The organism is Candidatus Poribacteria bacterium, from assembly GCA_021295715.1.
GTDB lineage: Bacteria > Poribacteria > WGA-4E > WGA-4E > WGA-3G > WGA-3G.
This window is the reverse complement of the sequence record JAGWBV010000079.1, coordinates 20852-46106: the sequence shown is the minus strand read 5'-3', so window position 1 is coordinate 46106 and position 25255 is coordinate 20852. Positions and strand designations below refer to the sequence as shown.

Here is a 25255-nt window from a genome sequence, read left to right as displayed (position 1 = left end):
GATCTCGCGAGTTTCCGAGAAGTTGCTGCCTTTGCGCAATTTGGTTCGGATTTGGACGCGACAACGCAATCCTTGCTGCTACGCGGCACACGGCTCGTTGAATTGCTGAAACAACCGCAATATCAACCGATGCCTGTCGAACGCGAAGTCTCCTCTATCTTTTGTGGCACTAACGGTTACTTGGATGATGTTGAGGAGTCAGAAGTGGCACGGTTTGAATCCGAATTTTTGCAATACCTTGACCGGAATCACGCCGAACTTCTCACAGAAGTTGCAGAAACCGGGCTGTTAGGCGATGAACTCCTTGAGACCTTACACACTGCAGTAAAAGCGTTCAAAGAAAACTTTTAATTTAACTTGGCGGTTCGGTCAGGTAGATTGGATAAAATGACGATTATATGCGTATATCCGCCCTCCGCTACGCTTACGAGCTGCTGTTCGGTTTAATGCTTTGAAATATTGTAGGTTGGGTTGAACGTAGTAAAATCCAACAAATGTAGGAGGAAACTCCAAGACCCTATAAGTAAAAAAAATGGCAACCTTACGAGAAATTCGACGGCGTATCGCCAGCATTCAAAATATTGAGCAGGTCACCGATGCAATGCGCGTCGTAGCTGCTGCGCGGCTCCGCCGTGCCCAAGAAAATATTAATGCGACGCGTCCTTACGCCGATAAACTCAACACGATCTTAGGGCACCTCATCTCGCAGATGGATACTGAAAATCAGGCAATAACGCATCCGCTACTTGAACAACGCGAGACAAAGCATGTCTGCATCGTTTCTGTCTCCGCCGACCGTGGGTTGTGTGGTAGTTTCAACAGTAACGTTATTCGGACAACGACACAACGCATAGAACATTATCAAGAGAGTGGTGCCGATGTGACGCTCATCTGTATCGGCAGACGATCGCAAGAGCATTTCGCTCGGCGCGATTACGACATCACCGATGCCTACATCAATATTTTCCGTCAGCTTGAGTTCCAAACGGCTGTTGATGTTGTTCACGAATTTGAACATCTTTATACAGATAAGAAAATCGATAAAGTCGAGGTTATCTATAACAACTTCAAGTCTGCTATTCTTCAGACGGTGCTTATTGAGCAGCTGCTCCCCTTAGAACCTGAAATACCAGAGGGGGATGAACTTTTTCTTGATTATGTTTATGAACCGGGACAAGTGGAACTCTTTGAAATGCTACTCGGTAAACATCTGAACATGCAAATGTGGAAAGTCCTTCTGGATTCCAACGCCGCGGAGCAAGCAGCCCGAATGGCAGCGATGGAAAATGCTACGCAGAAGGCAAAAGAACTTATTGATGAACTGATTCTCCAACGCAACCGGGCACGTCAAACGCAGATCACAACAGAAATTTCCGAGATTGTAAGCGGCGCAGCCGCGCTCGAAGGTTAAGGGGTTTTAAACTATGCGCCTCTGATCGTCCGCCATTCCATTAATTCACCTTACCGAACCGCAAGGGAAAATTAAAAAATGCCGATCAATGTCAACAAACAGATTGAAGAGGCAATGGAACGTGGCGAATTCGCAAATTTGCCCGGCGAAGGTAAACCGATCAAGTTGGACACGAATCCCTTCCTCACACCACAGGCACGGATGGCAAACCGACTTCTGAAAGAGAACGGGTTTGCGCCTCGGTGGGTTGAGTTAGAGAAAGAAATCAAGCGGGAAGAAGTGCAACTTGAAAGAATCCTCATAAACTTAAAAGGTCGTCGGGAGCGGTTAGCGGCTATCGTCGAGCAGTATCCGCAACAGGAACGTGCTCGCGTTATTGCGCAATATAGTGAAAAACTCGAAAACCTGAATCAGAAAATTCAACGCGTGAATCTTCTCATGCCAACTCGAAATCGGCAATACGCGTTAATCAATCGGGCAGAAGCACTTGACCACTTCCAAAAGGCATGTCCGAGTCTCTGACTGTGCATAGGAGTGCACAGGGGCCAAGAAAACTATGGCTTGACACTCCCCGTCAAATCCCCATGCTTTAGCTTGCGGGATGTAGACGGCGTATAGGTTTGTCATTGAAAAAACATTTGACTTTCAGCAAAAAATGTAGTATAATTAGAGTATCACGTTGGACCGACATTTGTAGCGTTGCCGCTTGGTAGCGTGTCGGTCCTACCCACTACAAAGGGGTAAAAGCGTGATACGTGATAATCCATGAGAAAATCTTACAAATTCAAACTTCAGCACCAATCGAACACACTCAAACTTGGCAATATGCTTGACGATATGTGGCAAATACACGTTCATATCATGCTCTTGGCACGTCGGTATTATCGCATGTTCGGTAAGAACCTTTCAGCCAGTCGTATCAATAAGCATATCACGAAACTCAAAAAGCGAACCAAACCGCATTGGGCAGACCTACCGAGTCAAGTTGTTCAAGACATTGTGCTGCGTTATGGTAAAGCACAAGACGCTTTCTTTGACAATATCAAAGACCGAAAAGCAGGTAAAACGACACGCAAAGTGGGGAGACCGAAAATCAAACCCCGTCATAAATACAACTCCATGACGTTCACACAAGCTGGATACACATTTGAAGAAAATCGTATCAAAATCAATTGCATAGGCACGTGGTTTTCCTTCCACAAACACCGTGAAATCAAAGGTCTCATCAAGGCAATCACACTCAAACGTGATAACTGCGGTGACTATTGGATATGCTTTTCGTGCGAGAATGTTGACGATGCCGAACCGAAACCCAAGACGGGTAAGAGCGCAGGGTTTGATTATGGAAACAAAACATTCCTCACAAATAGCGAAAGCAAGAAGATAGCATCTCCGCAGTTTTTCAAACAATCCCTACAAACGTTGAAGTCTCTAAGTAAAGCACTGAGTCGTAAAGTCAAAGGTTCTAACAATTGGTATCGTGCGTGTCGTGCTTTGGCAAGGCAGCACAGAAAAGTTGCCCGACAAAGAGAAGATTGGCAGTGGAAACTTGCTACCGAACTTTGCACAGCGTTTGATACCCTCTGTTTTGAAACGCTGAACCTTGACGGCATGAAACGTCTTTGGGGACGCAAAGTCTCTGACCATGCCTTCGGGCAGTTTCTACAGATATTCGAACAAAAGTGTGCTAAACACGGTAAAACCTTTGTCAAAATCAGTCAATGGACAGCAACAACAAAACCTTGTAGTGATTGTGGTTTTCATAACAAAGAACTCTCTCTTTCAGATAGACAGTGGACATGTCCCGAATGTGGTTCACACCACGACAGAGACGTAAACGCTGCTATCAATATCAAACGGGCAGGCTTGGCTGCCTAAAGTGGAGCGACAGTCAGACGGTGGACTCTTAGAGAAAACCGCAGTCGCGAGGAAGCACAAGCTCCACGCTTTAGCGTGTGGGTACCATTGACAAGATGATTCAAATTAGGCAGCCTGCAACAACGGCGCAGGCGGCTACAGAGAAAGACATGTTGAGGCACAAATCCCGCCGTTCCACCGCAAGGTATAATTAAAAAAATGAACCAAGGAAAAATTTTAGAAGTTGTCGGTGCGCGAGTTGACATAGATTTCTCGGAAGGCGAATTGCCGGATATCCTGAATGCTGTTACAGCTCAGCGTTACGATGGAACCGAACTCGTACTTGAGGTTCAACAGCACTTAGGCGAAAATCGAGTCCGTGCAGTCGCAATGGACATAACGGACGGGTTAGTCCGAGGCACAGTTGCAACCGACACTGGCGGTCCTATTACTGTTCCTGTCGGTGATGCTGTGCTCGGACGCGTTTTCGATGTGACAGGTCAGCCCATTGATGAAAAGGGTGAAGCAGGTGAGTCCGAGCGATACTCCATTCACAGACCACCACCCGCGCAGGCAGAACTTAGCACAAGTACCGAAATGTTAGAAACCGGCATCAAAGTCATCGATCTGATTCAACCGGTCGTCCGGGGTGGAAAGGTCGGATTCTTGGGCGGGGCTGGCGTGGGGAAGACAGTACTGGTTGCCGAACTCATTTACAACATCGCGACACAACACGGTTGGTGAACGGACACGCGAAGGCAATCAATTCTGGCTTGAACTTGACGAATACGGTGTAATTGATAAAACGGCGATGGTGTTCGGACAGATGAATGAGCCGCCGGGGGCACGCCTCCGCGTCGGGCTTGCCGGACTGTCTATGGCAGAATACTTCCGCGACCAGCAAGGGCAAGACGTTCTCATCTTTATCGACAACGTCTTCCGCTACACACTCGCAGGGGGTGAGGTCTCAGCACTCCTCGGACGGATGCCCTCCGCTGTCGGCTACCAACCGACGCTCGCAACCGAAATGGGTGAATTGCAGGAGCGAATTACCTCCACGGAACACGGGTCTATCACTTCATTCCAAGCCGTTTACGTTCCCGCTGATGACTATACCGATCCGGCTGTCGTCTCTGTTTTCGCACACCTCGACGCTGTGACGAGATTGGAACGGACGATCGTCCAGAAAGGGAGATACCCGGCAGTGGATCCACTGACATCCAGTTCGCGTATCTTATCAGAAGATATTATCGGTGATGAACATTATCAGACCGCCTTTAGAGTCAAGCAGGTCCTACAGGAATATGGCGACCTGCAAGACATTATCGCTATTCTCGGGGTAGATGAACTCTCGGATGAACAGAAGTTGGTTGTCAACAGAGCACGAAAAATAGAGATGTTCCTGACACAGCCGATGTTTGTGGCAGAACGGTTCACTGGAACCCCAGGTAAATATGTCAAAATTGAGGATACCGTCCAAGGTTGCCAAGCGATTCTAAATGGCGATTGCGATGAACTGCCTGAGCAATCATTGCGCTATATCGGGACGATTGACGAAGCGTTTGAACAGGCAAAAAGCGCAGACTTAGAAGAGGCAGCGGATTAGTAACTGGCAGTCGGCTATCAGCAGTCGGCTTTCGGAAGGAGACTTCGTTTTATGCTTAGTAGAAGTTTTCATCTTGAAATTCGGACACCGGAACAGTCGGTTTATGAAGCGGATGTGACGAGCGTGAGCGCGCCGGGAGTTGAAGGCAACTTTCAGATTCTTGCCGGACACATTCCGTTTCTAACCGCCTTAGAGGTTGGTGAGATCCGCATCCGTGAATCGTCTGAGACACCCCAGTTAATGGCAACGAGTGGTGGGGTCTTTGAAGTGCTCCGCACAGGTGTCACCGTTTTAGTTGAAACAGCGGAATGGGCGTCCGAAATCGACATAGAGCGTGCCGAGCAGGCACTTGAGCGTGCCCAAACCCAACTCACCGCGAACGCACCCGACCTGAACCGCCCGCGAGCAGAGGCAGCACTCGCCCGAGCACAAAACCGGATCAAAGCCGCAAGTAATTTGTAGATGCAAGTGCTGGGGAAAGTTGTGCATCTATCCGAAATTTCATGCAGTTCACACTGTCAGCGTAACCTCATCCTGCTTCACAATCTCTTTGATGTGTCCATATCCCGCGGATTCTACCAATTCCAACGTCTCTGGGGATAATCTGTTCAGAATAGGCTCCGGAAAATTATGCTTACCGGTGTACTGTGGGAAATACCGTAAAACGAGAAACCGGCGATCTCGATCTTTCGGTTTCCAGCGCAACACACCATGCGTTAGCAACTCCGAAATAATCACAATGTCGCCTGCTTTCGGTGTAATATTGACGAATACGGGATCATCAATTGGGTCAATGCCATCTTCTTCGTTAAGTGTCAGCAGTTCTTTTGGTCGATCAAACTCACTCTTATGCGAACCTGGGATTACGATGAGGCCACCATCCCCCGGATAGACCTCCGTAAAATAGGGAAAACAGACGAAGTTATCGCAGTAGATACGCCCGTCGCCAGCCTCGTAACGCGTGCTATACCACCCGTAATCATCACGCGCACAGTGCAGTCCGCCCGGATTCACTTTTGCCCGCTCTCCGGCTTCCCACAAATCGTGTCTGTCATGCTTCAAGGAACCCCTGGCAAACCGTGGCTGGTTGTCCGTTAACTCTTTGATAATCGGCCATAGAGCCTTATGCACCGTTAAACGTTCAAGCGATTTATCGAAGGCGAACCCGTGCTGATGGAGTCCTTGTATCTCAAAGCCCGGAGGCAATGCATCGGGAGGGGTCGTGATATATCTATCAACCGCCTCAGAAGCCTCTGCTAACGCATCGCCGGTGATAACATTTTCCAAGTGAAGGTATCCGGTTACATCAAACAAATAACGCTGTTTCGGTGTCATCTTTTTAATTTTCCTTGCGGTTAAACGACGTGGTTTGTGCTTTGACGCTTTTCGCTCAGGATCCGCCCTCCACTTCGTTTCGGGCTACGGTTTCGTTGATGCTTTATTTATAATGCCATATCAAACTTCGTTCCGGTAACGTTACCCTTTACATAGGCATCTCGGAAGAGGGTCTGGCGTTTGGGCGGCATTTCATCGAGCAATGCCTGTGGCGGCTTCGAGAGGCTCCATCGCTTATCCACAGAGTTATAGGCGTTGAAGACTGCCACTCGGTCGGTATCAGGGTTTTGCCACGGCTGCCCACTATGCGTAATTGCTTCTGTGAACATAATGACAGATCCAGCAGGACAGGAGTAGGTATCCCAGAACTCCCAATCTTGTGTATGCGCGCCCTCTGGCGCAGTATAAGCTGCCTTGTGGCTCCCTGTAATGAACATCGTCCCGCCGTCATCTTTCTCCACGGGGTTGAGTTCCCAGACGACGCGCGTCAAACCGCTATACGCCTGACCCGGAAGACAAGAATATTGATGGCAATCTCCTGGCATTCTCCACAAACCGTTGCCGTTGTGGGCATGGAATGTGAAAGGTGGCTCATCCGTTGTAGCGCGCAATGCCAAAAAACTCATTTCCATGCGGAATCCATAACAGGTGTCCGATGCGAGATAGGGGGTCGCGAGAAATTCGTTTCCGAATGCCACGACCACCGGATGATCTGTCAATTTTTCCAAGGGACCACCGTAGGTTGAACGATGGTGTTGAGGAATCGTTTCAGGGTCGTGCTTTAGGCGGTAACAGAAATCACGTATCTCTTCGATCTCTGATTCCGTTAGTACGCCCGGCACCAAAAGCCATCCGTTTTTGTCAAACAGGTATTTCTGTTCTTGTGTTAAAGGAACAACCGCTTTACCATCAGCATTTGTTCGCGTAAGATCAGCCGGTGCTGTTGCCAAGGGCCTGCCTAAGTCTTTGTTAAATTTACCTAACTGTTCCATCATAAATTTCTTCCTCTCTGACTATCTTCAGGGACAGAATGCGCTGTGCCTATGCCAAACTAATGGATACGTGCTCCTGTAAAGTAGTCCGGGTTTGCACCCATTTTTTCTAAAAGTGGTGTGGTGATTGTGTCAAGACTCTCAATCACATCAGCAGACGGCGTGTAGTCGATGACGTGCAAGTTTTGCGTCAGTTCATTGATATTTCGAGTGCCGACGAGCATGCACGTGATACCGGGGCGTGCCATTGCCCAAGCAATAGCAAGCCGAGCCATTGGAATCTGTTCCGCTTCTGCTATTTCCCGGATGGCCTCCAGCGTCTCAAACATTTCTTCTTCGGCACCTTCTTCGCCGTGCGAAGCCTGTTCTCGGTCATCTCGAAAATGGCGGAACCGAGAATGCACCGATGGTATCTCCTCCGCGCTTTTGTACTGCCCCGTCAAAATTCCCTGCAGCAGTGGCATATATCCCAAAATACCGACGTTACGCTCTCGGCAGAGTGGAAGCAATTCCGGTTCTATTGCCCGTGAAAGTAGGTTGTAGCAGAGTTGATTCACGGCGATAGTCGCGCCTGTGTTAAGAGCCGCCGTGAGTTGCTCCACTCCGAAGTTGCTTACGCCGATGGCACGGATAAGCCCATCCTCCTGTAAGCGTGTGAGTTCAGCCATGCTTTCTTCGATAGCAATCTCATCGTCGGGCCAGTGAATCATATAGATGTCAACATAATCCGTTTGCAACCGGTTGAGACTCGCTTCGCAGTGTTCACGTATCGTAGCGGGATCTGGTCTGGTTACCTTCGTGCCGATGACAGCCTCATTTCGCCTGCCCTTCAGTGCAACGGCGAGTGCCTCTTCGCTGCGTCCGTTGTTATATCCCTCCGCTGTATCGAAAAAGTTAATGCCAGCATCTAATGCCGCGTTCGCAACAGCGGTAACATCTGATTGTGCCTGCGGTCCCCAATAGTCGCCACCACCGTATGACCAACATCCAATGCCCATCGTTGAGATTTCAATTCCAGATTTTCCACACGTTCGCATCTCCATTTTTCAGCCTCCATGATGTATGGCGGTCAGCAGTCAGTAAAAATGGTTATCGGAAACTATCGGTAAAGAGGGTTTCGTTTAACAAAATCCTCTTACTGACTGCTTCTTTGCCGACTGCTGATTGCTATTCCGCTGATGGCTAATATTCGATCTATTCTAATTCCGCACAGAGTTCCGTAATCAACTGCGCGTTGTGGCCGATCTGATCGCCGAATTGTTGATACATACCGAGTAAGAGCGGATCAATCGATTTGGTGTTTTCTATCGCGAATTTCACCTCTTCGCGAATCTGATCCGAACTTCCAACGGTCCTGCCTGCTGCGAGTACTTTGAAAATGAGGCACGGCTTATCTGTACGCTGTATCGCTTTACACATTTCATCGCGATCCTCCCGCGCGTAGATTTCACCGAGAGGCGCGTAGCCGAATTTCTCCCTGAACTTGTCAGCACCGCCGTGTAGATTATAAAGCCCAGTCATATAGTAGTCTATATCCCAATCCTCGTCTTCAGCGATATGTAGGAGTTTCGGATCGTGGACAGACAATCCAACGAGAGCACCCGTATCACGAACCCGTTTGAGGATGTCCTGTAGGTGATCGAGCCTATTTTCGCGCAAACACCTGTGACCAACACCCCCACCGTGCGGTGCCATACCGAACGGGTTGTGTTTTGCCGCTTCAAAGACAGCGTCCGGTTCCTCATACCAAAGTCCACCCGGACTGAGGCAGAACCAGTTCATGGTGCCACCTTCTTCTCGGTACCGCTGTAGGTCGGAGAGTGAGCGTTCCGTTAAGCTATTCTGCCATGCATTAAGTCCAGCCTCTTCTGCCCGTTTGAGCGTTGCTACGACACGCTCTGGTGTGTGGTATTCTTGTTGGTGCTGCGAAAGGAGTTGGTTGAAGTGAGAATAGCCGTAGATTGGATTATCCCCAATCACCAACTTACTGATGTGATGCTTACAAAACGAGATTTTCGGTAAGGTGGTTTCCATTACTTATCCTCCAATAGTGGATTTAGGGATTCTAAAACAAACGGACAGCGGGACGAACTGAATGCCTAACCGAACAGAAATCCTTCCAAAGCAGATGCGTCAATTTCGCTCGCAAGATGCATCGTCAAGTCCAACGCTGCGGTGTAGTCATCAATGTTAATGATTGAGACATGGCTATGGATATAACGCGATGGCACGCCGAGCACAACGGACGGCACACCTCTACCGGATTGATGGATGGCACCGCCATCCGTTCCACCGGATTGACGCACACCAAGTTGGTACGGTATCTCATGTCGCTTTGCTGTCTCGATCGCAAAATCTGCCAACTTCGGATTGACAATCATTGAAGAATCGATGATCCGAATTTGCACACCGCCGCCAAGTTTCCCTTGTGTCGAGCCGACGCTTAATCCTGGCGTATCATCAGCGGGGGGTCCCTCAAGCACAATTGCGAGGTCGGGTTCCACACTTGCCGCCATCGTCCTCGCACCTCGCAGTCCTACCTCTTCTTGCACGCTCCCTGCTCCGATGACGGTATTCGGATGTTCATCAAGTCTCAAAAGTGCTTCAATTACAATCGCTACACCGACACGATTGTCGAACGCTTTGGCAGAGAACAATTTGCTATTTTTCAACGGCATAAAGGGTCCATAAGGGGCAATTGGGCATCCGGGTAATACGCCAAACTCCTCAGCTGCCTGTTCTTCGCTCTCCGCCCCTATGTCGATAAACAGGTCTTTCATGTCTAAGACCTTATCACGCGATCCTGAGAGCAAATGCGGTGGTGTAGAGCCGACCACTCCCGGCACTTTACCTAACTTCGTTGTAATCGTGACCCGTTGTGCTAAAAGTGTGTGTGCCCACCAGCCGCCGAGCGGTAGAAACTTGACGAATCCGTTATCCGTGACATTTTGCACAACAAAACCGATCTCGTCTAAATGTGAATCCAGCAAGATTCGGGGTTGTTCAGCATTTCCAGCGCGCGTGCAAAAGATACTTCCTAATCTGTCTGTCCCGATTGGACCAACATCAGCGACAGCATCACGAAAAATCTCGCGTACCTCTGTTTCGTAGCCGGGGATTCCATCTGCTTGTGTCAATGATTTGAGGAGTTCAATTGATGTTTCGTTCATCTATGCATTCCTTTGGTGATTGTGCTATTATTTGCGAGCATTATAGCACGCCTACGATTTTGTGCCAACTTTTAAGTGGATTTATATCCAATAGAAGCTTGTACTATTTTTTATTAACGTAAAGCAACACAAACGTTAATAACACCGTTTCTTACGAACGCGAAGTGATGTAAACGTTGATAGGACTCTCCTTTTTAATTTGACATCTGTTTGTTTCGCATGCTATACTGAATTTAACCACTGCAAGTACTAAAAATCTCTTAGACAAACACTTTCGTCTCAATATTTGTTCAGATTTAGACTTGGAGAGAAAGTCCAATGGCACAAACCAACAAACACGATTCTAACTTCGACTGGGCGCAAAAACACAGTGCCGATAAAGAAGCTTTGCTATTAGCAATCATTCAAGAAAACTCGCAATTGCCTGAAAAGGAGCAAGAGCGGTATCAGGAATTGTGGCGTAAGTGTGAAAATGAGACCTTAAGCGAAGATGAACTGACAGAGTATCAAGCCCTGCTGAGTCAATTAGAAGCAAGGAACTTAAAACGCATTGAAGCCCTCATCACTTTGGCTCAGGAGAGAGAAAAAACATTAGGCGAGGTTACTGCCGAATTAGGCTTAAAAGAGGGAATTAATGCCTTCTGAGTCCATTCCTGCTGCCCTGCGTCGCCGTGTACGAGAGCGTGCAAACGGGCTTTGTGAGTACTGCCAATCATCTGACAGCGTCAGTAATGCATCCTTTCACTGTGATCACATCCTCCCACGAAATGCCGGCGGAAAAACCGAATTAGCCAATTTGGCATGGGCGTGTCCATGGTGCAACACACATAAGCACACTAAAACACATGCCCGCGACCCACAAACCGGTCAACAAAGTCCACTTTTTAATCCGAGAACTAAACGGTGGAAACGACACTTTATGTGGAGTGAAAATCTTCTCTATATTATCGGACGCACACTGTCAGGCAGAGCAACAATTGATGCTTTGAATATGAATCGTCCTGAACATGTTAACAGAAGAAGATTGTTACAATTCGCGAGTGGGCAGCCATCTACGTAGAGGCTAAAAGCAATAATACTGTTATACATTCTGTGCACGAACAGCAAGGAAAGGATCATGAAAAACTACATACGCATCCTCATACTACTATTCTTTGTTACTCTCTGCGCAACCGCAGCAGATTATACAGACGACGCAATCCGAACGCTATTACCTTTTGACGCCATCCCGGCTATCACCGATCCTCAATTTGTGCCAGCCAGCGGAGCAAAGTTAGACGCGGATGCCCCTGTCATTGGCGTAACCTTCAACGACGAAAGTCATGCCTATTCACTCTATCTGCTGAACGGACACGAAATCGTCAACGACGTTGTCGGTGGACTGAAAATCGCCACGACGTGGTGACCGCTCTGCAAAACGGCTATCGTGTATAGCCGGGAACTTGACGGGAAGACCTATACGTTTGGTGTTAGCGGTAAATTGTGGAGAGATGCCCTGTTAATGTATGACCATCAGACCCGTTCCCTCTGGTCGCATATCACTGGGGAAGCGATACGAGGACCGCTCAAAGGTAAACAGTTGAAGCCACTCGCCTCTATGCCACAGATAGCGTGGAAGGCATGGCAACTTAATTATCCAAAAACAGAGGTTTTGTCCGTACCTACCAGAGTTGGAATGCGTGAGAACCAGAGTCAAGATGTCTATGCAGATTATCACGCCAGCCAGCGCGCAGGTGTCAGCGGGATGGAGTACACCGATGACAGGTTACCTAACAAGTCTCTCGTCATCGGCGTTCAGATCCAGGCTGAGGAGGGTAACACGCAATTTCGCGCGTATCCATTGACACATTTTACGAAAACTGCTGTTATCAACGATACACTCGGTGAGGTGCCGCTACTCATCTTTCACGATAAAACGTCGTTCGCAACGGCGGTCTTTAATCGGAGCGTAGCGGGGGAGGCGCGGACCTTTAGTCACCAAGATAGGTACTTTGTAACGGACAATACCGGGACGCCTTGGAATCTCGTTACCGGCGAAGCAGTATCGGGTAAAGATAAAGGCAACCGTTTAGAGCGGCTGCCTGCTGTCAATATCTATTGGTTCGCATGGGCGCGCTACTATCCTGAAACCTCGATATACCGGTAATCGAGTTCAATAAGTCCAAAAACATTAATCGTCCAGTTCGACGATTTCACCTGTCATATTCCGGTGCATCGTCGGGCGAATGACTAATTCCGGGATATTACTCCGCTGCGGTAGCGTTGCGATTAGCAGAATCGCCGCTGAAGTCTCGTCGACATCTACCATCATCTCGCGTGCGGCAGCATCCGGTGGAATCGGACGTTTGTCGAGAATCGGTGTTGCCACTTCACCCGGAACAACGACGCTCGCTCGGATACCGGTGTTCCGTAAATCGGCGTTGAGGAATTCCGTGAAATTAATAACCGCCGCCTTCGCCGCGCCGTAAGCGAAACCGCTAAACGGACCCGGGGTGACCGCCGCAAGCGACGAGATGTTAATAATCGTCCCGGATTTCGCTGCCAGCATCGCCGGCACAACCGCTTTCGTACAGAAAAATGTGCCGATTAGATTGGAATCAATAACCGAACGCATCTCCTCTGGGGGCGTGTTGAGGAGTCGTCGATGCTGTGAACTGTGTCCGGCGTTGTTCACAAGCACATCAATCTGTCCGAATTTATCGAGCACATCGGCAGTCATCTGTTCGACAGCGTCGTAGTCAGCCACATCGAGTGTGTAACTCGCTGCTGTCCCGCCCGCGTCCGAAATTTCAGCACTGACAGATTCTAATTTCGATGCTGTTCTACCGTTAATGACAACCGTCGCACCCTCTTGTGCCATTGCGAGGGCGGCACCGCGGCCGATACCACTTCCACCACCCGTAATAATACAGACTTGTCCTTTTAAACGCATTCTTATCCTCCATTGGGTAAAACGGGTTTTACTGCCGTTATTCGTATTGGGCATCCGAGATTTTATCGCGATATTCGTCAAGTGGGTATCCACCTTTTCCAGTCTCATTGAAATAAGCACTCAGTTGGTAACGTTGGAAGATGTTCATCCGTGGGTAATCCTCTGTCCACGGACTCGCATCGTGGAGCAGATTCGTCGAGAAGATCGCTACGTCGCCTGCCTCCATCGGGAGTGTAATTGAGGTCGGTGGATCGTGTTTCACAGGCAGATTCTCGGGGGTCTGAAACAGAGATTTATGACTGCCGGGGACAAGGCAAAAGCCAGTTCCGGGTGGGACATCCACGAGTGCGACCCATGTCGCAATGTGGCTGCAATAGATATGTCCAGCGGCGGCTTGGTAATCGTATTTGAACCCGCTGTCGTCACGATGAAAATGTTGGGGAGCATCGTGCTTCGTCATCATCGTGAAATTGCAGTGAAACAGCCGTGGGGCGTTCATAGTCAATCCCGCCACAACCCGCATAATGTCAGGATTCATCGCAAGGTCTTCAAAAAGACGATGCCCATACTGGATATGTCCGATGTGTGTCTTACAAGGCTCCTGTAGCCCGCGATCGAGCGGCGGTGGAATGTCAACTTCGTCAATTGTCAACCAATGTTGAATCACCTTTAGCATCTCTTCAATTTCGTCTTTTGGGATAACGTTCCGTAAAACGAGGAACCCGTGTAAATCGAAATACCACTTCTCCGCTTCCGTCAAAGTGGAATGGATGGTATGCATTAATTCTTCTCCGCAGTTTTTACTTGTCAGGATGCTTGAGTCTCCCCCAGAGCGTTATTTGCTTCTCCCCAGTTGGGGATACAGAGAGAAACCCCTCCGGCACCCACGCAGGAGATAGATTTCGTCCTGTATCCTTTACACCTGCATCCGTCACAAGCGGCATCCCGCGTCCGTTTCCCATCGCGTCTATAACATAGATGTCAGCAGAAAAAAAGTTTGTCGAATAGACATAAGCAATCTGTTTTCCATCCGGCGACCACGTAGGTTGGCGAATCTCCGGAAACGGAAAAGTGGGTGGCGGTTGCTTTCCCGCTATTACTGGTTTTTCTGCTATCACTGGTTTTAATATGGGACCACCTTGGGTGAGTTGACGAAAGTTTTTACCATCTACGTCAATCACGCACAAGTGCATGCGATCATTCCTTGGGACTACAATACTAAAAGCGATCTGTTTGCCATCGGGAGACCAAGCACACTCACTTTGAAATATTCCATTAACTGCCTGTACCTTTTGGTCACCGACGCGTCTCAACTTTCTCCCATCGGCATCCATTATGTAGAGACCTATCCTCTCTTCACCCCGATGGTAGGACACGAACGCGATTTGTTTGCTATCGGGAGACCACGCAGGTCGAAGGTTTTTCCCTTGGTCTGTCAACTGCACCAGATTTGCACCGTTGGCATCTATTCTGTAGATGTGGCTCGTTATTTTAAATTTAACCGGCGGCACAATTTCATCGCTACGGGAGACAAAGGCAATCCATTTTCCATTTGGAGACCAAGCCGGTGCCCATTCGCTCTCATGGTGGTCTGTGAGTTGCCGCTGTTCTCCTGTTCTTGTATTCATGACATAGATTTTGAAATCTCCGCCGTCCCGGTTAGAGACATAAGCCAAGAAACGTCCATTAGGAGACCACGCCGGTTCCAATTCGCGTGCCGGGTGGTTCGTCAAGTTGCGGAGGTTTTCGCCGTTGGTGTCCACGACATAGATATCAAAGTTTCCTGTTCGATTGGATGCGAAAGAGATCCACTCACTATTAGCAGCGTCTGCCCAGTTGACTGTGAATAGCAGACCTCCACTTAGCAACAACGCCGTTCCTAATACACAGATTCCTCCTGTTGTTAAGAATACAGATTAACAAAATTTCGTAAAATTTTCAAGGTTTCGGTTGATTTCGCGTTTCACAGCACCATTGAACTGTCGGTCTTCTCTAAATTTCATGTCTCTTTGAGGAAAGTTAGAGGAGTTTGTGATTTCAAAAGACTTGACAAAAATCTCAAAACCCCTATAATAGACATCACAATTTGGTTGAGTCCCAAGGAGGGCATCCCCGTGTCTTTAAAACAACGCATTCATAATAAGGAAGCGATTAACATTGCATCTGGTGTCCCGTTCGGTTGCACCCGCGACGAAATGGAAGCCGTTCTCGGTCAAGGTGCCTACGATTTAGTTAGTGTTGACCATCAACATGGACCCGCAAATGAAGACCAACTCGTCGAATATTGTGCAATGGCGAGCGAATTCGATGTCGGTGTCCAACTTCGTATCAAACATACGCGCAACGCGTATCTCATAGGGAATCTGTTGGATTTGGGTCCCCTTGCTATTGTTGTACCACAGGTCGAGAGCGTTGAAACGGTGGACGAAGCAATTGATTTCTTCTACTATCTGCCGATGGGAAAACGGAGTTGGGGTCCCAGCGGTGCTTACGGCATAAAACAGGGCTTGGACCGCCTTGAATACGCCGAGTGGTGGAACAATACCGGCATTCTCATCTTACAGATCGAATCTGTGGATGCCGTCATTAACGTCCGTAAATTCGCGAAACCCGGTGTGGATATGGTAACCTTCGGTGAGAACGACCTGAATTTTAGTATAGAGTCATATCCGAGTTCCCCATTTCAGAACCTTCAGGAGTGTATTGCGCACGTGGAAACGCAGTTGGCGGATACACACGTCAAGGTAGGTGCTGGGAGTTCGCCAGCAGGTGCACTGTAGGCACAATTTCGCAATCGTTGTTAATCCCTTACGTTGGAAAGTGGCAGGTTTCGTATACTGAGACGCGCAAATAAGGGCTTGCTGTTGAGAGAATGCTATCAAGGAGTTTATAATGTCAAAACGGATTAAAATCGGGATTATTGGATGCGGTATGATAGCCGGTTCACATGTCAACGGGTATCTTGCACATCCGCAGCACGCCGAAATCGTTGCTGTTTGCGATACAGTGGAAGCGAATGTGAAGCGGCGACATGCGGAAGTCCTTTCCGGTGCAGCATCGCGCGCGGAAACTGCAGCCGAGGCAGCAGAAAAGGCGGATACAGCGGAAGCGCGAGAGCAATTGAAAGCAGATGCTGCACTCTTGGCGGAATATGCTGACAACGGAGTCAAAATCTTTAGCGACTACAACGAAATGATAACGGAGTGCGATTTAGACGCTGTCAGCCTTGCCCTACCGCCATTTGTCCACGAACCCGCTACAGTCGCAGCCGCACAAGCTGGAATGCACGTCTTCTGCGAAAAACCGATGGCGCGCACGGCAACAGAGGCGCGAAATATGCGGGATGCGTGTGATGCCGCTGGCGTTAAACTCGCATACCAGAGCGGCGGCACATGCCTTGATCCGACAAGCTACGCCATTCGGGACTATGTTACCTCTGGGAAAATTGGTGATGTTTATTACGGTAGACTCACCAGTTACCGTGTCCGCGGCAGACCGAATGTGGATATGTTTGGCTACGGCAGATGGTTCCTCCATTCTGTTTACAGTGGTGGCGGCACCATATATGACACAGGTGTCTACCTCATCAATCGTTCTATCTATCTCCTTGGTTCACCACAGCCCGCCACAATTAGTGGTATCGCCTATCGTGGGATGCTCCCTGAATACACAGGTGAAGAGGTCAATGATGTTGAGGAACACGTATCTGTGTTCGTCCGATTTACGAACGGGATGTCCTTTACGTATGAGAACGGTTGGTCCAGCAATATGGCAGGTCAACCGCAAGGTATCTTCATTTTCGGCTCTGAAGGTTCGTTTAGCAACGATAAGCTCTTCCTTGAAAAAGGGGAATGGGATACCGATGATCAGGGCAATCGTAGACGTTATCAGGGCAATCTTGTCGAGACACCATTGGAGTTCCCAGATGTGTCCTTCCCCGATAAGTTCCGTGATTTCCTTGATGCCTGCAACAGTGATGCCCAACCCGTGAGTAATGGGGATGTTGGTCTGAAGGTTACGGAGATTATGAGTGGTGCGCTCTTGTCAGCGAAACTCGGTCGCGAAATCAGCGTAGAGGAACTTTATGAGTTGGAAGGACTCCGCGCGGAACCGATACCGGGTTGGCACATTCCATAGGAGCGCATTCAGCGAATTTAAAGTTGACAAGTTCCCTTCAATCGGGTATCCTTTAAAGGGTGTCGTTGGGTCTGTGGAAACATATACACGCCTTGATTAATTAAAGAGAAGCGGTACTGGGTTATGATAAATAGCCTCGCAAACGTAGCCCGTAACATTGTTCCGCAAGCCTTTATAGGAGACCTGCGATAGGAGGGCGGATATACGGAGAGGGACGTTCATCGACAAACCCACTTGATCGAACCGCAAGGAATAATTAAAAATGGAGGATTAAATTTGAAAGGTTTTGAGTTTTTTGAACCTACCACCCTCGCGGAAGCATCGCGGCTGTTCGCTCAGGAGCATGCGCAGCTCCTTGCTGGCGGAACGGACCTCGTTATTGGTATGAAGGCACTCACCGAAACGCCGCAGTCCGTAATTAGTTTGCAGAAAATTCCGGGATTAGCGGGTGTTACCACAGAAGCTGATGGCAGTATTAGCGTCGGTGCGATGACGAAGGTGCGAGAGGTTGAATTATCGGCAGATATTCAGGATCACCATACTGCATTAGCAGAAGGTGCCTCAGAAATCGGCTCTATCCAGATCCGTAATCTCGCAACTGTCGGTGGCAACATTGCGCACGCTTCTCCTGCTGCAGATACAGTTGCCGGTTTGCTGGTCGCTGACGCACAGGTTGACATCGCAAGTGCTGATGGCGAGCGGAGTGTGTCAATTGACGAGCTTTTCACAGGACCCGGGCAGACCGTCTTAGTACCCGGTGAGATTATCACACGCTTTCGTTTGCCGAATCCCGCGTCTGGTTCCCACTACATCAAGCATAAAATCCGTGAAGTGATGGATCTGGCGTTCATCGGTGTTGCTGCTGCTGTCAATCTGGACAACGGGACGATAACAGATGCCCGAATCGGACTCGCAGCTGTCGCGCCTACACCGATTCGTGCGACGGAGGCAGAGAATCTTTTAAGAGGAAACGAGTTGACAGCGGAACTTCTGCAACAAGCCGGCGAAGCCGCTGCAGCAGCCTCCAGCCCAATATCCGATTTACGTTGCTCCGCGGAACATCGCAGAGAAATGGTTGATGTTCTTACAAGGCGAACCTTACAAGAGGCAGTCGCGAGGGCATAAGTCCAATTGTTGTTATCGCCCTCCTACAATCGGAACAGAAGCCAGCAACATCGGCGCAGGCGGATATGAGCAACGCACGTCAAAGTTGAAACGTCCGTTGTGCTTCCGCAAGGTAAAATTAAGAATTGTTTAACCGCAAGGTAAAATAGCAATTAGCAGTCGGTTCAGAGGTTTTCGTTAGTTCCAAACCCGTAGCCCGTAAGCGTAGCGGAGGGCGGGTTTGAGGGACGCACGTTAGAGTTGGAACGCACGTTATTCCTCCGCAAGGAATAGTTAAAAATCCGCAAGGTAAGATTAAAAAAGGAGAAAAAATATGGCAAAACACCCTGTCAGTCTAAAGGTTAACGGGGACGAATACGATTTACTCATTGAACCACGCAAAACCCTGTTGGCTGTGCTCCGCGATACGATCGGTTTAACGGGTACCAAAGAAGGGTGTAGTACAGGCGACTGCGGTGCCTGCACTGTTATTGTTGATGGTAAAGCCGTTACATCCTGTATGGTGCTCGGTGTCACGGCTTCTGAAAAAGAGATTACCACCATTGAAGGGTTAGCCAGTGACGGTGAACTTCATCCTGTCCAACAGGCGTTTATTAACACAGGCGGTTATCAGTGTGGTTTCTGTACCCCCGGTTTCATCATGGCAGCAAAGGCACTTTTAGACGAAAATCCGGAAAGGACCGAAGAAGAATTCAGGCATGCACTCGGCGGGAATATCTGCCGTTGCACCGGATACACAAAGATTCTTGCCAAACATCTGCAAAATAACCATCAGCCATCGGTCATCGGCATTGTCACGCAAGTCCACACGCGGCTTGCGTCAAGAGGGCGCACCTGAACCTGAATCAGAAAACCTCTTCACTGATAGCCGAAAGCCGATTGCTGATAGCCAATATTAGGAGAAAGCATGGCAAAGACTCATCGAGGAAAAGGCATAAGACACCTTTACATAGATCCGAACGGGGTAGTCCACAACGGTGAATATAACAACGGTCGAGGAACCTGTCCAGTTTGTGAGCGCACCGGTGTGAAGGTCCTTTACGAACGAGAAGTCGGAGAGAATACCGTCAAAGTCTGTAAAAAATGCAATACTGCTATCGGACGCGGTAAACTCCACCAACTCGTTGCAAGTGCATAATAGTTATCACATGAAAAAGGAGAATGAGATGTCAGAATATACTGTTGTCGGACAAACGGTCGCACGTGTTGATGCTGTTGAAAAGGTAACCGGTGCCGCTCAATACGGGGCAGATGTTCATCCACCCGGTATGCTCTATGGTAAAATCGTCCGCAGTAAACATGCACACGCCAACATACTCAGCATTGACACCAGCGAAGCCGAAAAACTTCCCGGTGTCAGGGCGATTATTACGCAAGACGATGTACCGAGCGGTAGAAGAGTCTTCGCGACTGATAAAGTCCTTTACTTGGGTGAACCGCTTGCTGCCGTTGCAGCGACCGATCCCGATGTTGCCGAGGAAGCCGCTGAACTCGTTAAAATTGAATACGAAGTCCTACCGGTTGTGCAAGACGTTATGGAAGCGATTCAGCCATCAGCACCTCGCCTGCACGGTGATGCAACAAAGGATGGTCCCAATCGAAGGGGAATCAGTACACAGATCCGGAGACTCTCTCGCGATAAGGAAAACGATCACAGCGACGAAATCAGCAGACTTGAGGCAGCATTAGAGGAATATCCTGATGAAGTTTACTATAACATCTCCGCCGAAAGCCACTCCGAAGCGGGTGATGTTGAGAAAGGATTTGCTGAATCGGATGTCGTTGTTGAAGATACCTATGTAATTCCACGGGTCCACCAAACTTACATGGAGCCGCACGTCTCTGTCGCCAGCGCAGATTCATCCGGTAAAATCACGGTCTGGGCATCCACACAAGGCCCGTTCGCGATCCGTTCAGGTATTGCTGGAACCCTTGGTATTCCGTTGACGCAAATTAATGTCATCGGCACAACAATGGGCGGCGGTTTTGGTGGACGTTTCGGTGTGATTATTACGCACGTTCCTGCGGTGCTGCTTTCGCAGAAAACAGGGCGTCCCGTCCGTGTCCAGATGACGCGTGAAGAGGAATTCATTGATGGTAGACCGGCACCCGGTTGTGTTATTAAAATCAAAACAGGTGCCACGAACGACGGACGCATCCTTGCGCGGGAAGCACTCGCTTTTTGGGATTCCGGTTCCGTCTCCGGCGCATCCATCGGTAGCACGATTCGAGTACGCGGGGTCTATAAAATTCCGAATCTCAAGGTAGACGCTTATGGTGTTCACACCAACAAATCTGGTACTGCTGCTTACAGAGCGCCCGGTGCCCCACAAGCGATTTTCGCAGGTGAATCCCAACTCGACGAGATCGCTGAACGTATCGGCATGGATCCCGTTAAGTTCCGTCTGATAAACATGCGCGAAGAAGGTGACCCCGTCCCCGCAGGCGCAGAGGAACCGAAAGTGGGTTACAAAGAGACTTTGGAAGCCGTCGCTGATGCCGCTGGATGGTGGGATCGGGAAGCCGGTGAGAACCAAGGATGGGGTGTCGCTGTTGGCGATTGGACAAACGGCTGTGGACCCGGTGGTGTTTATGTTTCTGTCCATGAAGACGGGAGTGCCCGTATCTTCCATGGGTCTATGGACATCACCGGAACGGATACCGCGATTTCACAGATTATCGCCGAAATCCTGACAGTGCCGTATGAAAGCGTCACGATTCGACGCGGCGATACAGATTCCGCACCCTATTCTACCGGTTCGGGTGGCAGTGTTGTTACCTTCACAATGGGCAACACCGCAAAATTGGCAGCGGAAGACGCTCACCAACGAATTCTTGAACTCGCCTCTGAGAGACTCAATATGAACGTGGACAATCTCGAACTCAAAGATGGAGAGGTCCATGTTGTTACCGCAGATCCGCCGAAATCCATTTCGTTGGGTGAACTTGCGGCGTATAGCCTGTCCACAACCGGGGGTCCTATCGTTGGAAAAGGTTCCTTCGCTCGACAACCCAGCACACCGGCACTCGCCGCGCAGATTGCAAAAGTTGAAGTAGATCCAGACACCGGCAGAACGAGAGTCCTCAAACTCGTCGCTTCGCAAGATGTCGGCTACGCTATCAACCCGATGGCTGTTGAAGGACAAATCGAAGGTGGCACAGTCCAAGGGTATGCTTGGGCAATGATGGAAGAGATGCAGTACGGCGAGAACGGTAACGTTAATCCCGGCTTTGTCGATTACCGCGTCCCAACCTCGGCAGATCTTCCAACGGTCGAATCTGTCATTGTTGAAGTGCCTGCCCCCAACGGTCCCTATGGTGCCAAAGGTGTTGGTGAACCACCGATTACGCCAACATTGGCAACGATGGCGAACGCTGTCAAAGATGCTATCGGTGTGCGGATTACCGAATTGCCGATCAAACCGGAGAAGGTTGTCCAAGCGTTGAAAAGCAATGGACACTAATTCGATATCTGTTTTGTAAGGTGACGAAAATTAGCAGTAGCGCAGCTTCTCGCGCTGCTGCTAATGTGTTTGAAATAATGTCATGATACATAACGGATGAACAGCGGGATTACACTATGATTGAGTATAAAGGTTATATCGGAGTCGTTGATTTTGATCCGGAAATAGACCTCTTTCATGGAACTGTGATCAATACACAAGATGTAATTACATTTTATGGAGCATCCGTAACCGAACTTCGAACAGAGATGCAGAAGTCACTTGAGGTTTACTTTGAAGTCTGCGAAGAACAAGGAAAAATACCAGATAAACCTTTCTCAGGGACACTCACGATCGAAACAACCCCTGAATTGTACAGTCGGATTGCATTGAACGCAGCACGTCGTCAATTAGAAATAGATGTCTATCTTCAAGAGGTCCTAGAGAAGATTGTTTCGGCAGATTAGTACAATATCTGTAGAAAATACGGCAGGAACTGCAAAATGTAGCAAAGGTGGCTTTTATGTTGGGCGAAATTAGAAACGAACACGGTGAACGCCTTGATTACTCCGTTCACAGAGGCGAGGGCGACAGAATTGTGGTGATCGGACACGGCGTTACCGGCAACAAGGACAGACCTGCACTCGTCGCTTTGGCAGAGGGGCTTGCTGAGGCTGGCATTTCTGCGCTGCGCTTCTCCTTCTCCGGCAACGGTGATTCGGAGGGGGCATTTACAGATTCCACTATCACAAAAGAGGTGGCAGACCTCGGAAATGTCATTGACGCGCTTGATGGATACAACGTCTGCTACGTAGGACATAGCATGGGCGGTGCGGTTGGCGTACTGCGTGCTGCTGCCGATGAACGCATACAAGCACTCGTCTCGCTCGCGGGAATGGTGCACACAAAAGCGTTTGCAGAACGTGAATTCGGTGATGCCACACCCGATGAAGGCTTTATGTGGGATGAGCCTGATTGCCCACTCTCACAAACTTATGTAGATGATATGGCGACAATAGACAGTGTCGCAAAAAACGCGAGTCAGTTTGCGGTTCCATGGCTTTTGGTGCACGGCACTGAGGACGATATCGTTCCTATTGAGGATAGCCACGACATCCTACAGCACGCAAACGAAGATACGGAGCTTCTCGAACTGCCGGGTGTGGATCACGTCTTTTCTGGTGATGGCACTCTCGTCATGGTCGAAAAAGTCGTCGCGTGGATTAATCAAAATCTGTAGCGGTTTGGGGTTTACCATCATAACATATTGTTTCAACCCTCAAGGAACGATGTTTCTTGTGAGGAGAAAATCTTCCTAAAAAAATGAGTCAAGCACACTTAGCGTATGAGAACAGAGTGAATTTAGGGAGTTATTATACGCCACCCGAGATTGTGAATATCGCTTGGGAGATGATTGCGCCTTATGTGTCTTCACAGACCATTATCATTGATAGCGCGTGTGGATACGGGGATTTTCTGAGAAATAGCAAACGGTCTATCACAATTGGATGTGATATTGATGAAACTGCAATCGATGTGGCGAAAAAGAACAACGATAAAGTTTGGTTCTTTCGGACGAATGCGTTATGCAATGTATCAAGGGCAAAATTCGCTATTCCTCAGCAGTCCAATTTGATAGTGGTTGGAAACCCTCCCTATAACGATAGAACATCACTTATTCGTCAAAGTATCAAAAATGTCGATTTTGACATTGATGAAGATATAGCGTGTCGAGACTTAGGCATATCATTTCTTCGTTCCTATAATAAACTCGAGGCGGACCTCATTTGTGTTTTGCATCCGTTATCCTATTTAATAAAACCTACGAATTTTAGACGATTAAAGGAGTTCACTGCGAACTATAGATTGTTAGATGGTCTATTAATCAGCAGTTGGGAATTTCCTGAATCCGCGAAACACACACCTTTCCCAATTATCCTTGCGCTTTACCAGAGAAATACGCAAGGAATGACCTGCAATTTTGTCCGCTCTTTCCGTTTCCGTGTAGCAGATAAAAGCGATTTTTGTCTTGATGATTTTGATTATATTACGGGTTACATTGATAAATATCCGAAGAAGAAGCGACCAACATCTGATTATCCCTTATTTTCATCGATAGAGGGAAATATCCATCACTCCGAAAATGAGGATTCTCTGTTTTTTTGGACGATGCGAGACATCAACGCATTAAAAAGAAATCGCACTTTCGTTGAAAGTTATAGCGCGAATACAATTGTAATTGACAAACGAAAACTTGATTATTATGCCTATGTAGATGTGTTCAAAAGAAACCTGCATAGACTTCCTTTCTATTTTGGAAATTGTGATGTACTTATAGATGATGAGCTTTTCAGACAATATAAATCCTGTTTTATCAATGATACTGTTAGACATCATCCTTTCCTAAAAAAACATTTTCAGATTAATCCGATGGAGGAGCAACAGACCGCATCTGAATTAGATATGTATTTCAAATTATTGTTGGGTGAGCATCATGTTTGATGAAGAGAACAAGAGAATCCTTGTAGATATTCCGCTTGCAGAACATAAGCGGAAAATAAGAATTAAATCAAGGAGCATGTTTTATGAGTATGGCAACCCACATGCTACCAGAAGTGTGCCTCTCACCCAAAACAATTATGTTGAGTGGCAAATAGGTTACGATTTAGAATACGCGAAAAGGAGTAATTCCTCCTTGCCTCAAATATCGTTCATTGGAGCCAATGGCAAGAAGAAGGTTTTGTACGAGTTGTCCGAATATCTATATTACTTCTATTCTTGGGATATGATTACTTCTTCAGAATTAAAGGGGACTGTTGAATTTTTATCTCATCTGGATGAAAAGAACTTGATCTCTAATCACCCGGATTGCCAGATAACCAGAACACATCCTGTTGAGAAACAAATTAATGACACTACGTTCTTTGGAATGACCCTGAATTATCCACAACTTGTATATAAATTTGGAAAATATGAAATCATTGCAGAGATTACCATACGGGAAAAGCAAAACGCAATTGGTATCCAACCAATGCTTTATTTATGTTTTTCTATTACAGAACTTCAGGTGAGCGAAAGCCTAATTGGTCGTATTGCAGAGAAAAAAGAAATAGCGCAATTTGTGATAGATAAGAGCAACTACAGCATAGTTATTGAGATGGTGAAAGTGTTCGGAATGCTTAGCCCTTCACACCATGAAGATATTCTTGAGATACTAAAGTCTATACTCACATAAGTCTATTTTAGG

The 25255-nt window shown here is 48.2% G+C and carries 27 protein-coding genes and 1 pseudogene; 20 read left to right on the top strand and 8 right to left on the bottom strand.

Annotated features, from left to right (window positions below; genetic code table 11):
• The 6 genes and pseudogenes from J4G07_17585 to J4G07_17560 all read left to right on the top strand — a co-directional run.
• Positions 1 to 351: F0F1 ATP synthase subunit alpha (locus tag J4G07_17585; GenBank protein ID MCE2415799.1), on the top strand; the 351-nt coding region annotated here is incomplete at its 5' end.
• Positions 352 to 532: 181 nt separating this feature from the next.
• Positions 533 to 1411, top strand: coding sequence for an ATP synthase F1 subunit gamma (atpG, locus tag J4G07_17580; GenBank protein ID MCE2415798.1), 879 nt, complete (start codon positions 533 to 535; stop codon positions 1409 to 1411).
• Positions 1412 to 1489: 78 nt separating this feature from the next.
• Positions 1490 to 1933 (top strand): DUF1992 domain-containing protein, encoded by a 444-nt coding sequence (locus tag J4G07_17575; GenBank protein ID MCE2415797.1) that lies wholly within the window; start codon positions 1490 to 1492, stop codon positions 1931 to 1933.
• Positions 1934 to 2176: 243 nt separating this feature from the next.
• A complete protein-coding gene (locus J4G07_17570; GenBank protein MCE2415796.1) occupies positions 2177 to 3289 on the top strand; it encodes a transposase in 1113 nt (370 codons plus the stop codon).
• Between the two features lie 198 nt (positions 3290 to 3487).
• A pseudogene (gene atpD, locus J4G07_17565) lies at positions 3488 to 4874 on the top strand (F0F1 ATP synthase subunit beta).
• 51 nt (positions 4875 to 4925) lie between these two features.
• The gene (locus tag J4G07_17560) at positions 4926 to 5336 is read left to right on the top strand and encodes a F0F1 ATP synthase subunit epsilon (GenBank protein ID MCE2415795.1); all 411 of its coding nucleotides are present in this window, start codon (positions 4926 to 4928) and stop codon (positions 5334 to 5336) included.
• A 48-nt stretch (positions 5337 to 5384) separates the two neighbouring features.
• Here J4G07_17560 and J4G07_17555 read toward each other — a convergent pair whose 3' ends face one another.
• The 5 genes from J4G07_17555 to J4G07_17535 all read right to left on the bottom strand — a co-directional run bounded on the left by J4G07_17555 (position 5385) and on the right by J4G07_17535 (position 10371).
• A complete protein-coding gene (locus J4G07_17555; protein ID MCE2415794.1) occupies positions 5385 to 6209 on the bottom strand; it encodes a phytanoyl-CoA dioxygenase family protein in 825 nt (274 codons plus the stop codon).
• A 107-nt stretch (positions 6210 to 6316) separates the two neighbouring features.
• Entirely contained in the window at positions 6317 to 7204 is an 888-nt protein-coding gene (locus J4G07_17550) for a phytanoyl-CoA dioxygenase family protein (GenBank protein MCE2415793.1), read from the bottom strand.
• A gap of 56 nt (positions 7205 to 7260) precedes the next feature.
• Complete coding sequence (locus J4G07_17545; GenBank protein MCE2415792.1) at positions 7261 to 8244, bottom strand: aldo/keto reductase; 984 nt, start codon at positions 8242 to 8244, stop codon at positions 7261 to 7263.
• A 151-nt stretch (positions 8245 to 8395) separates the two neighbouring features.
• Entirely contained in the window at positions 8396 to 9235 is an 840-nt protein-coding gene (locus J4G07_17540; protein MCE2415791.1) for a hypothetical protein, read from the bottom strand.
• A 65-nt stretch (positions 9236 to 9300) separates the two neighbouring features.
• A complete protein-coding gene (locus tag J4G07_17535) occupies positions 9301 to 10371 on the bottom strand; it encodes a M42 family metallopeptidase (GenBank protein ID MCE2415790.1) in 1071 nt (356 codons plus the stop codon).
• A gap of 318 nt (positions 10372 to 10689) precedes the next feature.
• On the opposite strand from J4G07_17535, the gene J4G07_17530 reads away from it, so the two are divergent.
• From J4G07_17530 to J4G07_17515, 4 genes are read left to right on the top strand one after another with little or no spacing between them, the layout of a single operon-like run.
• Positions 10690 to 11016, top strand: a complete 327-nt coding sequence (locus tag J4G07_17530) for a hypothetical protein (GenBank protein ID MCE2415789.1) — start codon at positions 10690 to 10692, stop codon at positions 11014 to 11016.
• Positions 11006 to 11431: an HNH endonuclease gene (locus tag J4G07_17525; GenBank protein MCE2415788.1), complete on the top strand. Its 426-nt coding sequence runs from the start codon at positions 11006 to 11008 to the stop codon at positions 11429 to 11431. The genes J4G07_17530 and J4G07_17525 overlap by 11 nt, the downstream gene beginning before the upstream one ends.
• A gap of 57 nt (positions 11432 to 11488) precedes the next feature.
• Complete coding sequence (locus J4G07_17520; GenBank protein ID MCE2415787.1) at positions 11489 to 11776, top strand: DUF3179 domain-containing protein; 288 nt, start codon at positions 11489 to 11491, stop codon at positions 11774 to 11776.
• Between the two features lie 21 nt (positions 11777 to 11797).
• Positions 11798 to 12517: a DUF3179 domain-containing protein gene (locus J4G07_17515; protein ID MCE2415786.1), complete on the top strand. Its 720-nt coding sequence runs from the start codon at positions 11798 to 11800 to the stop codon at positions 12515 to 12517.
• Positions 12518 to 12541: 24 nt separating this feature from the next.
• Here J4G07_17515 and J4G07_17510 read toward each other — a convergent pair whose 3' ends face one another.
• From J4G07_17510 to J4G07_17500, 3 genes are read right to left on the bottom strand one after another with little or no spacing between them, the layout of a single operon-like run.
• A complete protein-coding gene (locus tag J4G07_17510) occupies positions 12542 to 13303 on the bottom strand; it encodes an SDR family oxidoreductase (protein MCE2415785.1) in 762 nt (253 codons plus the stop codon).
• Between the two features lie 37 nt (positions 13304 to 13340).
• Positions 13341 to 14084, bottom strand: coding sequence for a phytanoyl-CoA dioxygenase family protein (locus J4G07_17505; GenBank protein MCE2415784.1), 744 nt, complete (start codon positions 14082 to 14084; stop codon positions 13341 to 13343).
• 19 nt (positions 14085 to 14103) lie between these two features.
• A complete protein-coding gene (locus tag J4G07_17500) occupies positions 14104 to 15171 on the bottom strand; it encodes a PD40 domain-containing protein (protein ID MCE2415783.1) in 1068 nt (355 codons plus the stop codon).
• Between the two features lie 327 nt (positions 15172 to 15498).
• Between J4G07_17500 and J4G07_17495 the strand changes: the two genes are divergently transcribed.
• The 10 genes from J4G07_17495 (at position 15499) to J4G07_17450 (ending at position 25243) form a co-directional block, all read left to right on the top strand.
• A complete protein-coding gene (locus J4G07_17495) occupies positions 15499 to 16083 on the top strand; it encodes a hypothetical protein (GenBank protein ID MCE2415782.1) in 585 nt (194 codons plus the stop codon).
• 112 nt (positions 16084 to 16195) lie between these two features.
• On the top strand, positions 16196 to 17440 hold the full coding sequence (locus tag J4G07_17490; protein MCE2415781.1) for a Gfo/Idh/MocA family oxidoreductase: 1245 nt from the start codon (positions 16196 to 16198) through the stop codon (positions 17438 to 17440).
• Positions 17441 to 17716: 276 nt separating this feature from the next.
• Positions 17717 to 18565: a xanthine dehydrogenase family protein subunit M gene (locus tag J4G07_17485; protein MCE2415780.1), complete on the top strand. Its 849-nt coding sequence runs from the start codon at positions 17717 to 17719 to the stop codon at positions 18563 to 18565.
• A gap of 313 nt (positions 18566 to 18878) precedes the next feature.
• The gene (locus tag J4G07_17480; GenBank protein MCE2415779.1) at positions 18879 to 19403 is read left to right on the top strand and encodes a (2Fe-2S)-binding protein; all 525 of its coding nucleotides are present in this window, start codon (positions 18879 to 18881) and stop codon (positions 19401 to 19403) included.
• Between the two features lie 69 nt (positions 19404 to 19472).
• Positions 19473 to 19703, top strand: coding sequence for a hypothetical protein (locus J4G07_17475; protein MCE2415778.1), 231 nt, complete (start codon positions 19473 to 19475; stop codon positions 19701 to 19703).
• A gap of 28 nt (positions 19704 to 19731) precedes the next feature.
• Positions 19732 to 22029, top strand: coding sequence for a xanthine dehydrogenase family protein molybdopterin-binding subunit (locus J4G07_17470; GenBank protein MCE2415777.1), 2298 nt, complete (start codon positions 19732 to 19734; stop codon positions 22027 to 22029).
• Positions 22030 to 22145: 116 nt separating this feature from the next.
• Entirely contained in the window at positions 22146 to 22475 is a 330-nt protein-coding gene (locus J4G07_17465; protein MCE2415776.1) for a type II toxin-antitoxin system HicB family antitoxin, read from the top strand.
• A gap of 56 nt (positions 22476 to 22531) precedes the next feature.
• Positions 22532 to 23248, top strand: coding sequence for an alpha/beta fold hydrolase (locus J4G07_17460; protein MCE2415775.1), 717 nt, complete (start codon positions 22532 to 22534; stop codon positions 23246 to 23248).
• 83 nt (positions 23249 to 23331) lie between these two features.
• The gene (locus J4G07_17455; protein MCE2415774.1) at positions 23332 to 24510 is read left to right on the top strand and encodes an N-6 DNA methylase; all 1179 of its coding nucleotides are present in this window, start codon (positions 23332 to 23334) and stop codon (positions 24508 to 24510) included.
• Positions 24503 to 25243, top strand: a complete 741-nt coding sequence (locus J4G07_17450; GenBank protein ID MCE2415773.1) for a R.Pab1 family restriction endonuclease — start codon at positions 24503 to 24505, stop codon at positions 25241 to 25243. Before J4G07_17455 ends, J4G07_17450 begins: the two co-directional genes overlap by 8 nt.
• Positions 25244 to 25255 lie beyond the last annotated feature (12 nt).

Bases quoted from the DNA above. Each gene is read 5' to 3' on its own strand.
- atpG (MCE2415798.1), top strand. From the start codon at position 533: ATGGCAACCTTACGAGAAATTCGACGGCGTATCGCCAGCATTCAAAAT.
- J4G07_17575 (MCE2415797.1), top strand. From the start codon at position 1,490: ATGCCGATCAATGTCAACAAACAGATTGAAGAGGCAATGGAACGTGGC.
- J4G07_17570 (MCE2415796.1), top strand. From the start codon at position 2,177: ATGAGAAAATCTTACAAATTCAAACTTCAGCACCAATCGAACACACTC.
- J4G07_17560 (MCE2415795.1), top strand. From the start codon at position 4,926: ATGCTTAGTAGAAGTTTTCATCTTGAAATTCGGACACCGGAACAGTCG.
- J4G07_17555 (MCE2415794.1), bottom strand. From the start codon at position 6,209: ATGACACCGAAACAGCGTTATTTGTTTGATGTAACCGGATACCTTCAC.
- J4G07_17550 (MCE2415793.1), bottom strand. From the start codon at position 7,204: ATGATGGAACAGTTAGGTAAATTTAACAAAGACTTAGGCAGGCCCTTG.
- J4G07_17545 (MCE2415792.1), bottom strand. From the start codon at position 8,244: ATGGAGATGCGAACGTGTGGAAAATCTGGAATTGAAATCTCAACGATG.
- J4G07_17540 (MCE2415791.1), bottom strand. From the start codon at position 9,235: ATGGAAACCACCTTACCGAAAATCTCGTTTTGTAAGCATCACATCAGT.
- J4G07_17535 (MCE2415790.1), bottom strand. From the start codon at position 10,371: ATGAACGAAACATCAATTGAACTCCTCAAATCATTGACACAAGCAGAT.
- J4G07_17530 (MCE2415789.1), top strand. From the start codon at position 10,690: ATGGCACAAACCAACAAACACGATTCTAACTTCGACTGGGCGCAAAAA.
- J4G07_17525 (MCE2415788.1), top strand. From the start codon at position 11,006: ATGCCTTCTGAGTCCATTCCTGCTGCCCTGCGTCGCCGTGTACGAGAG.
- J4G07_17520 (MCE2415787.1), top strand. From the start codon at position 11,489: ATGAAAAACTACATACGCATCCTCATACTACTATTCTTTGTTACTCTC.
- J4G07_17510 (MCE2415785.1), bottom strand. From the start codon at position 13,303: ATGCGTTTAAAAGGACAAGTCTGTATTATTACGGGTGGTGGAAGTGGT.
- J4G07_17505 (MCE2415784.1), bottom strand. From the start codon at position 14,084: ATGCATACCATCCATTCCACTTTGACGGAAGCGGAGAAGTGGTATTTC.
- J4G07_17495 (MCE2415782.1), top strand. From the start codon at position 15,499: ATGGAAGCCGTTCTCGGTCAAGGTGCCTACGATTTAGTTAGTGTTGAC.
- J4G07_17490 (MCE2415781.1), top strand. From the start codon at position 16,196: ATGTCAAAACGGATTAAAATCGGGATTATTGGATGCGGTATGATAGCC.
- J4G07_17480 (MCE2415779.1), top strand. From the start codon at position 18,879: ATGGCAAAACACCCTGTCAGTCTAAAGGTTAACGGGGACGAATACGAT.
- J4G07_17475 (MCE2415778.1), top strand. From the start codon at position 19,473: ATGGCAAAGACTCATCGAGGAAAAGGCATAAGACACCTTTACATAGAT.
- J4G07_17470 (MCE2415777.1), top strand. From the start codon at position 19,732: ATGTCAGAATATACTGTTGTCGGACAAACGGTCGCACGTGTTGATGCT.
- J4G07_17465 (MCE2415776.1), top strand. From the start codon at position 22,146: ATGATTGAGTATAAAGGTTATATCGGAGTCGTTGATTTTGATCCGGAA.
- J4G07_17460 (MCE2415775.1), top strand. From the start codon at position 22,532: ATGTTGGGCGAAATTAGAAACGAACACGGTGAACGCCTTGATTACTCC.
- J4G07_17455 (MCE2415774.1), top strand. From the start codon at position 23,332: ATGAGTCAAGCACACTTAGCGTATGAGAACAGAGTGAATTTAGGGAGT.
- J4G07_17450 (MCE2415773.1), top strand. From the start codon at position 24,503: ATGTTTGATGAAGAGAACAAGAGAATCCTTGTAGATATTCCGCTTGCA.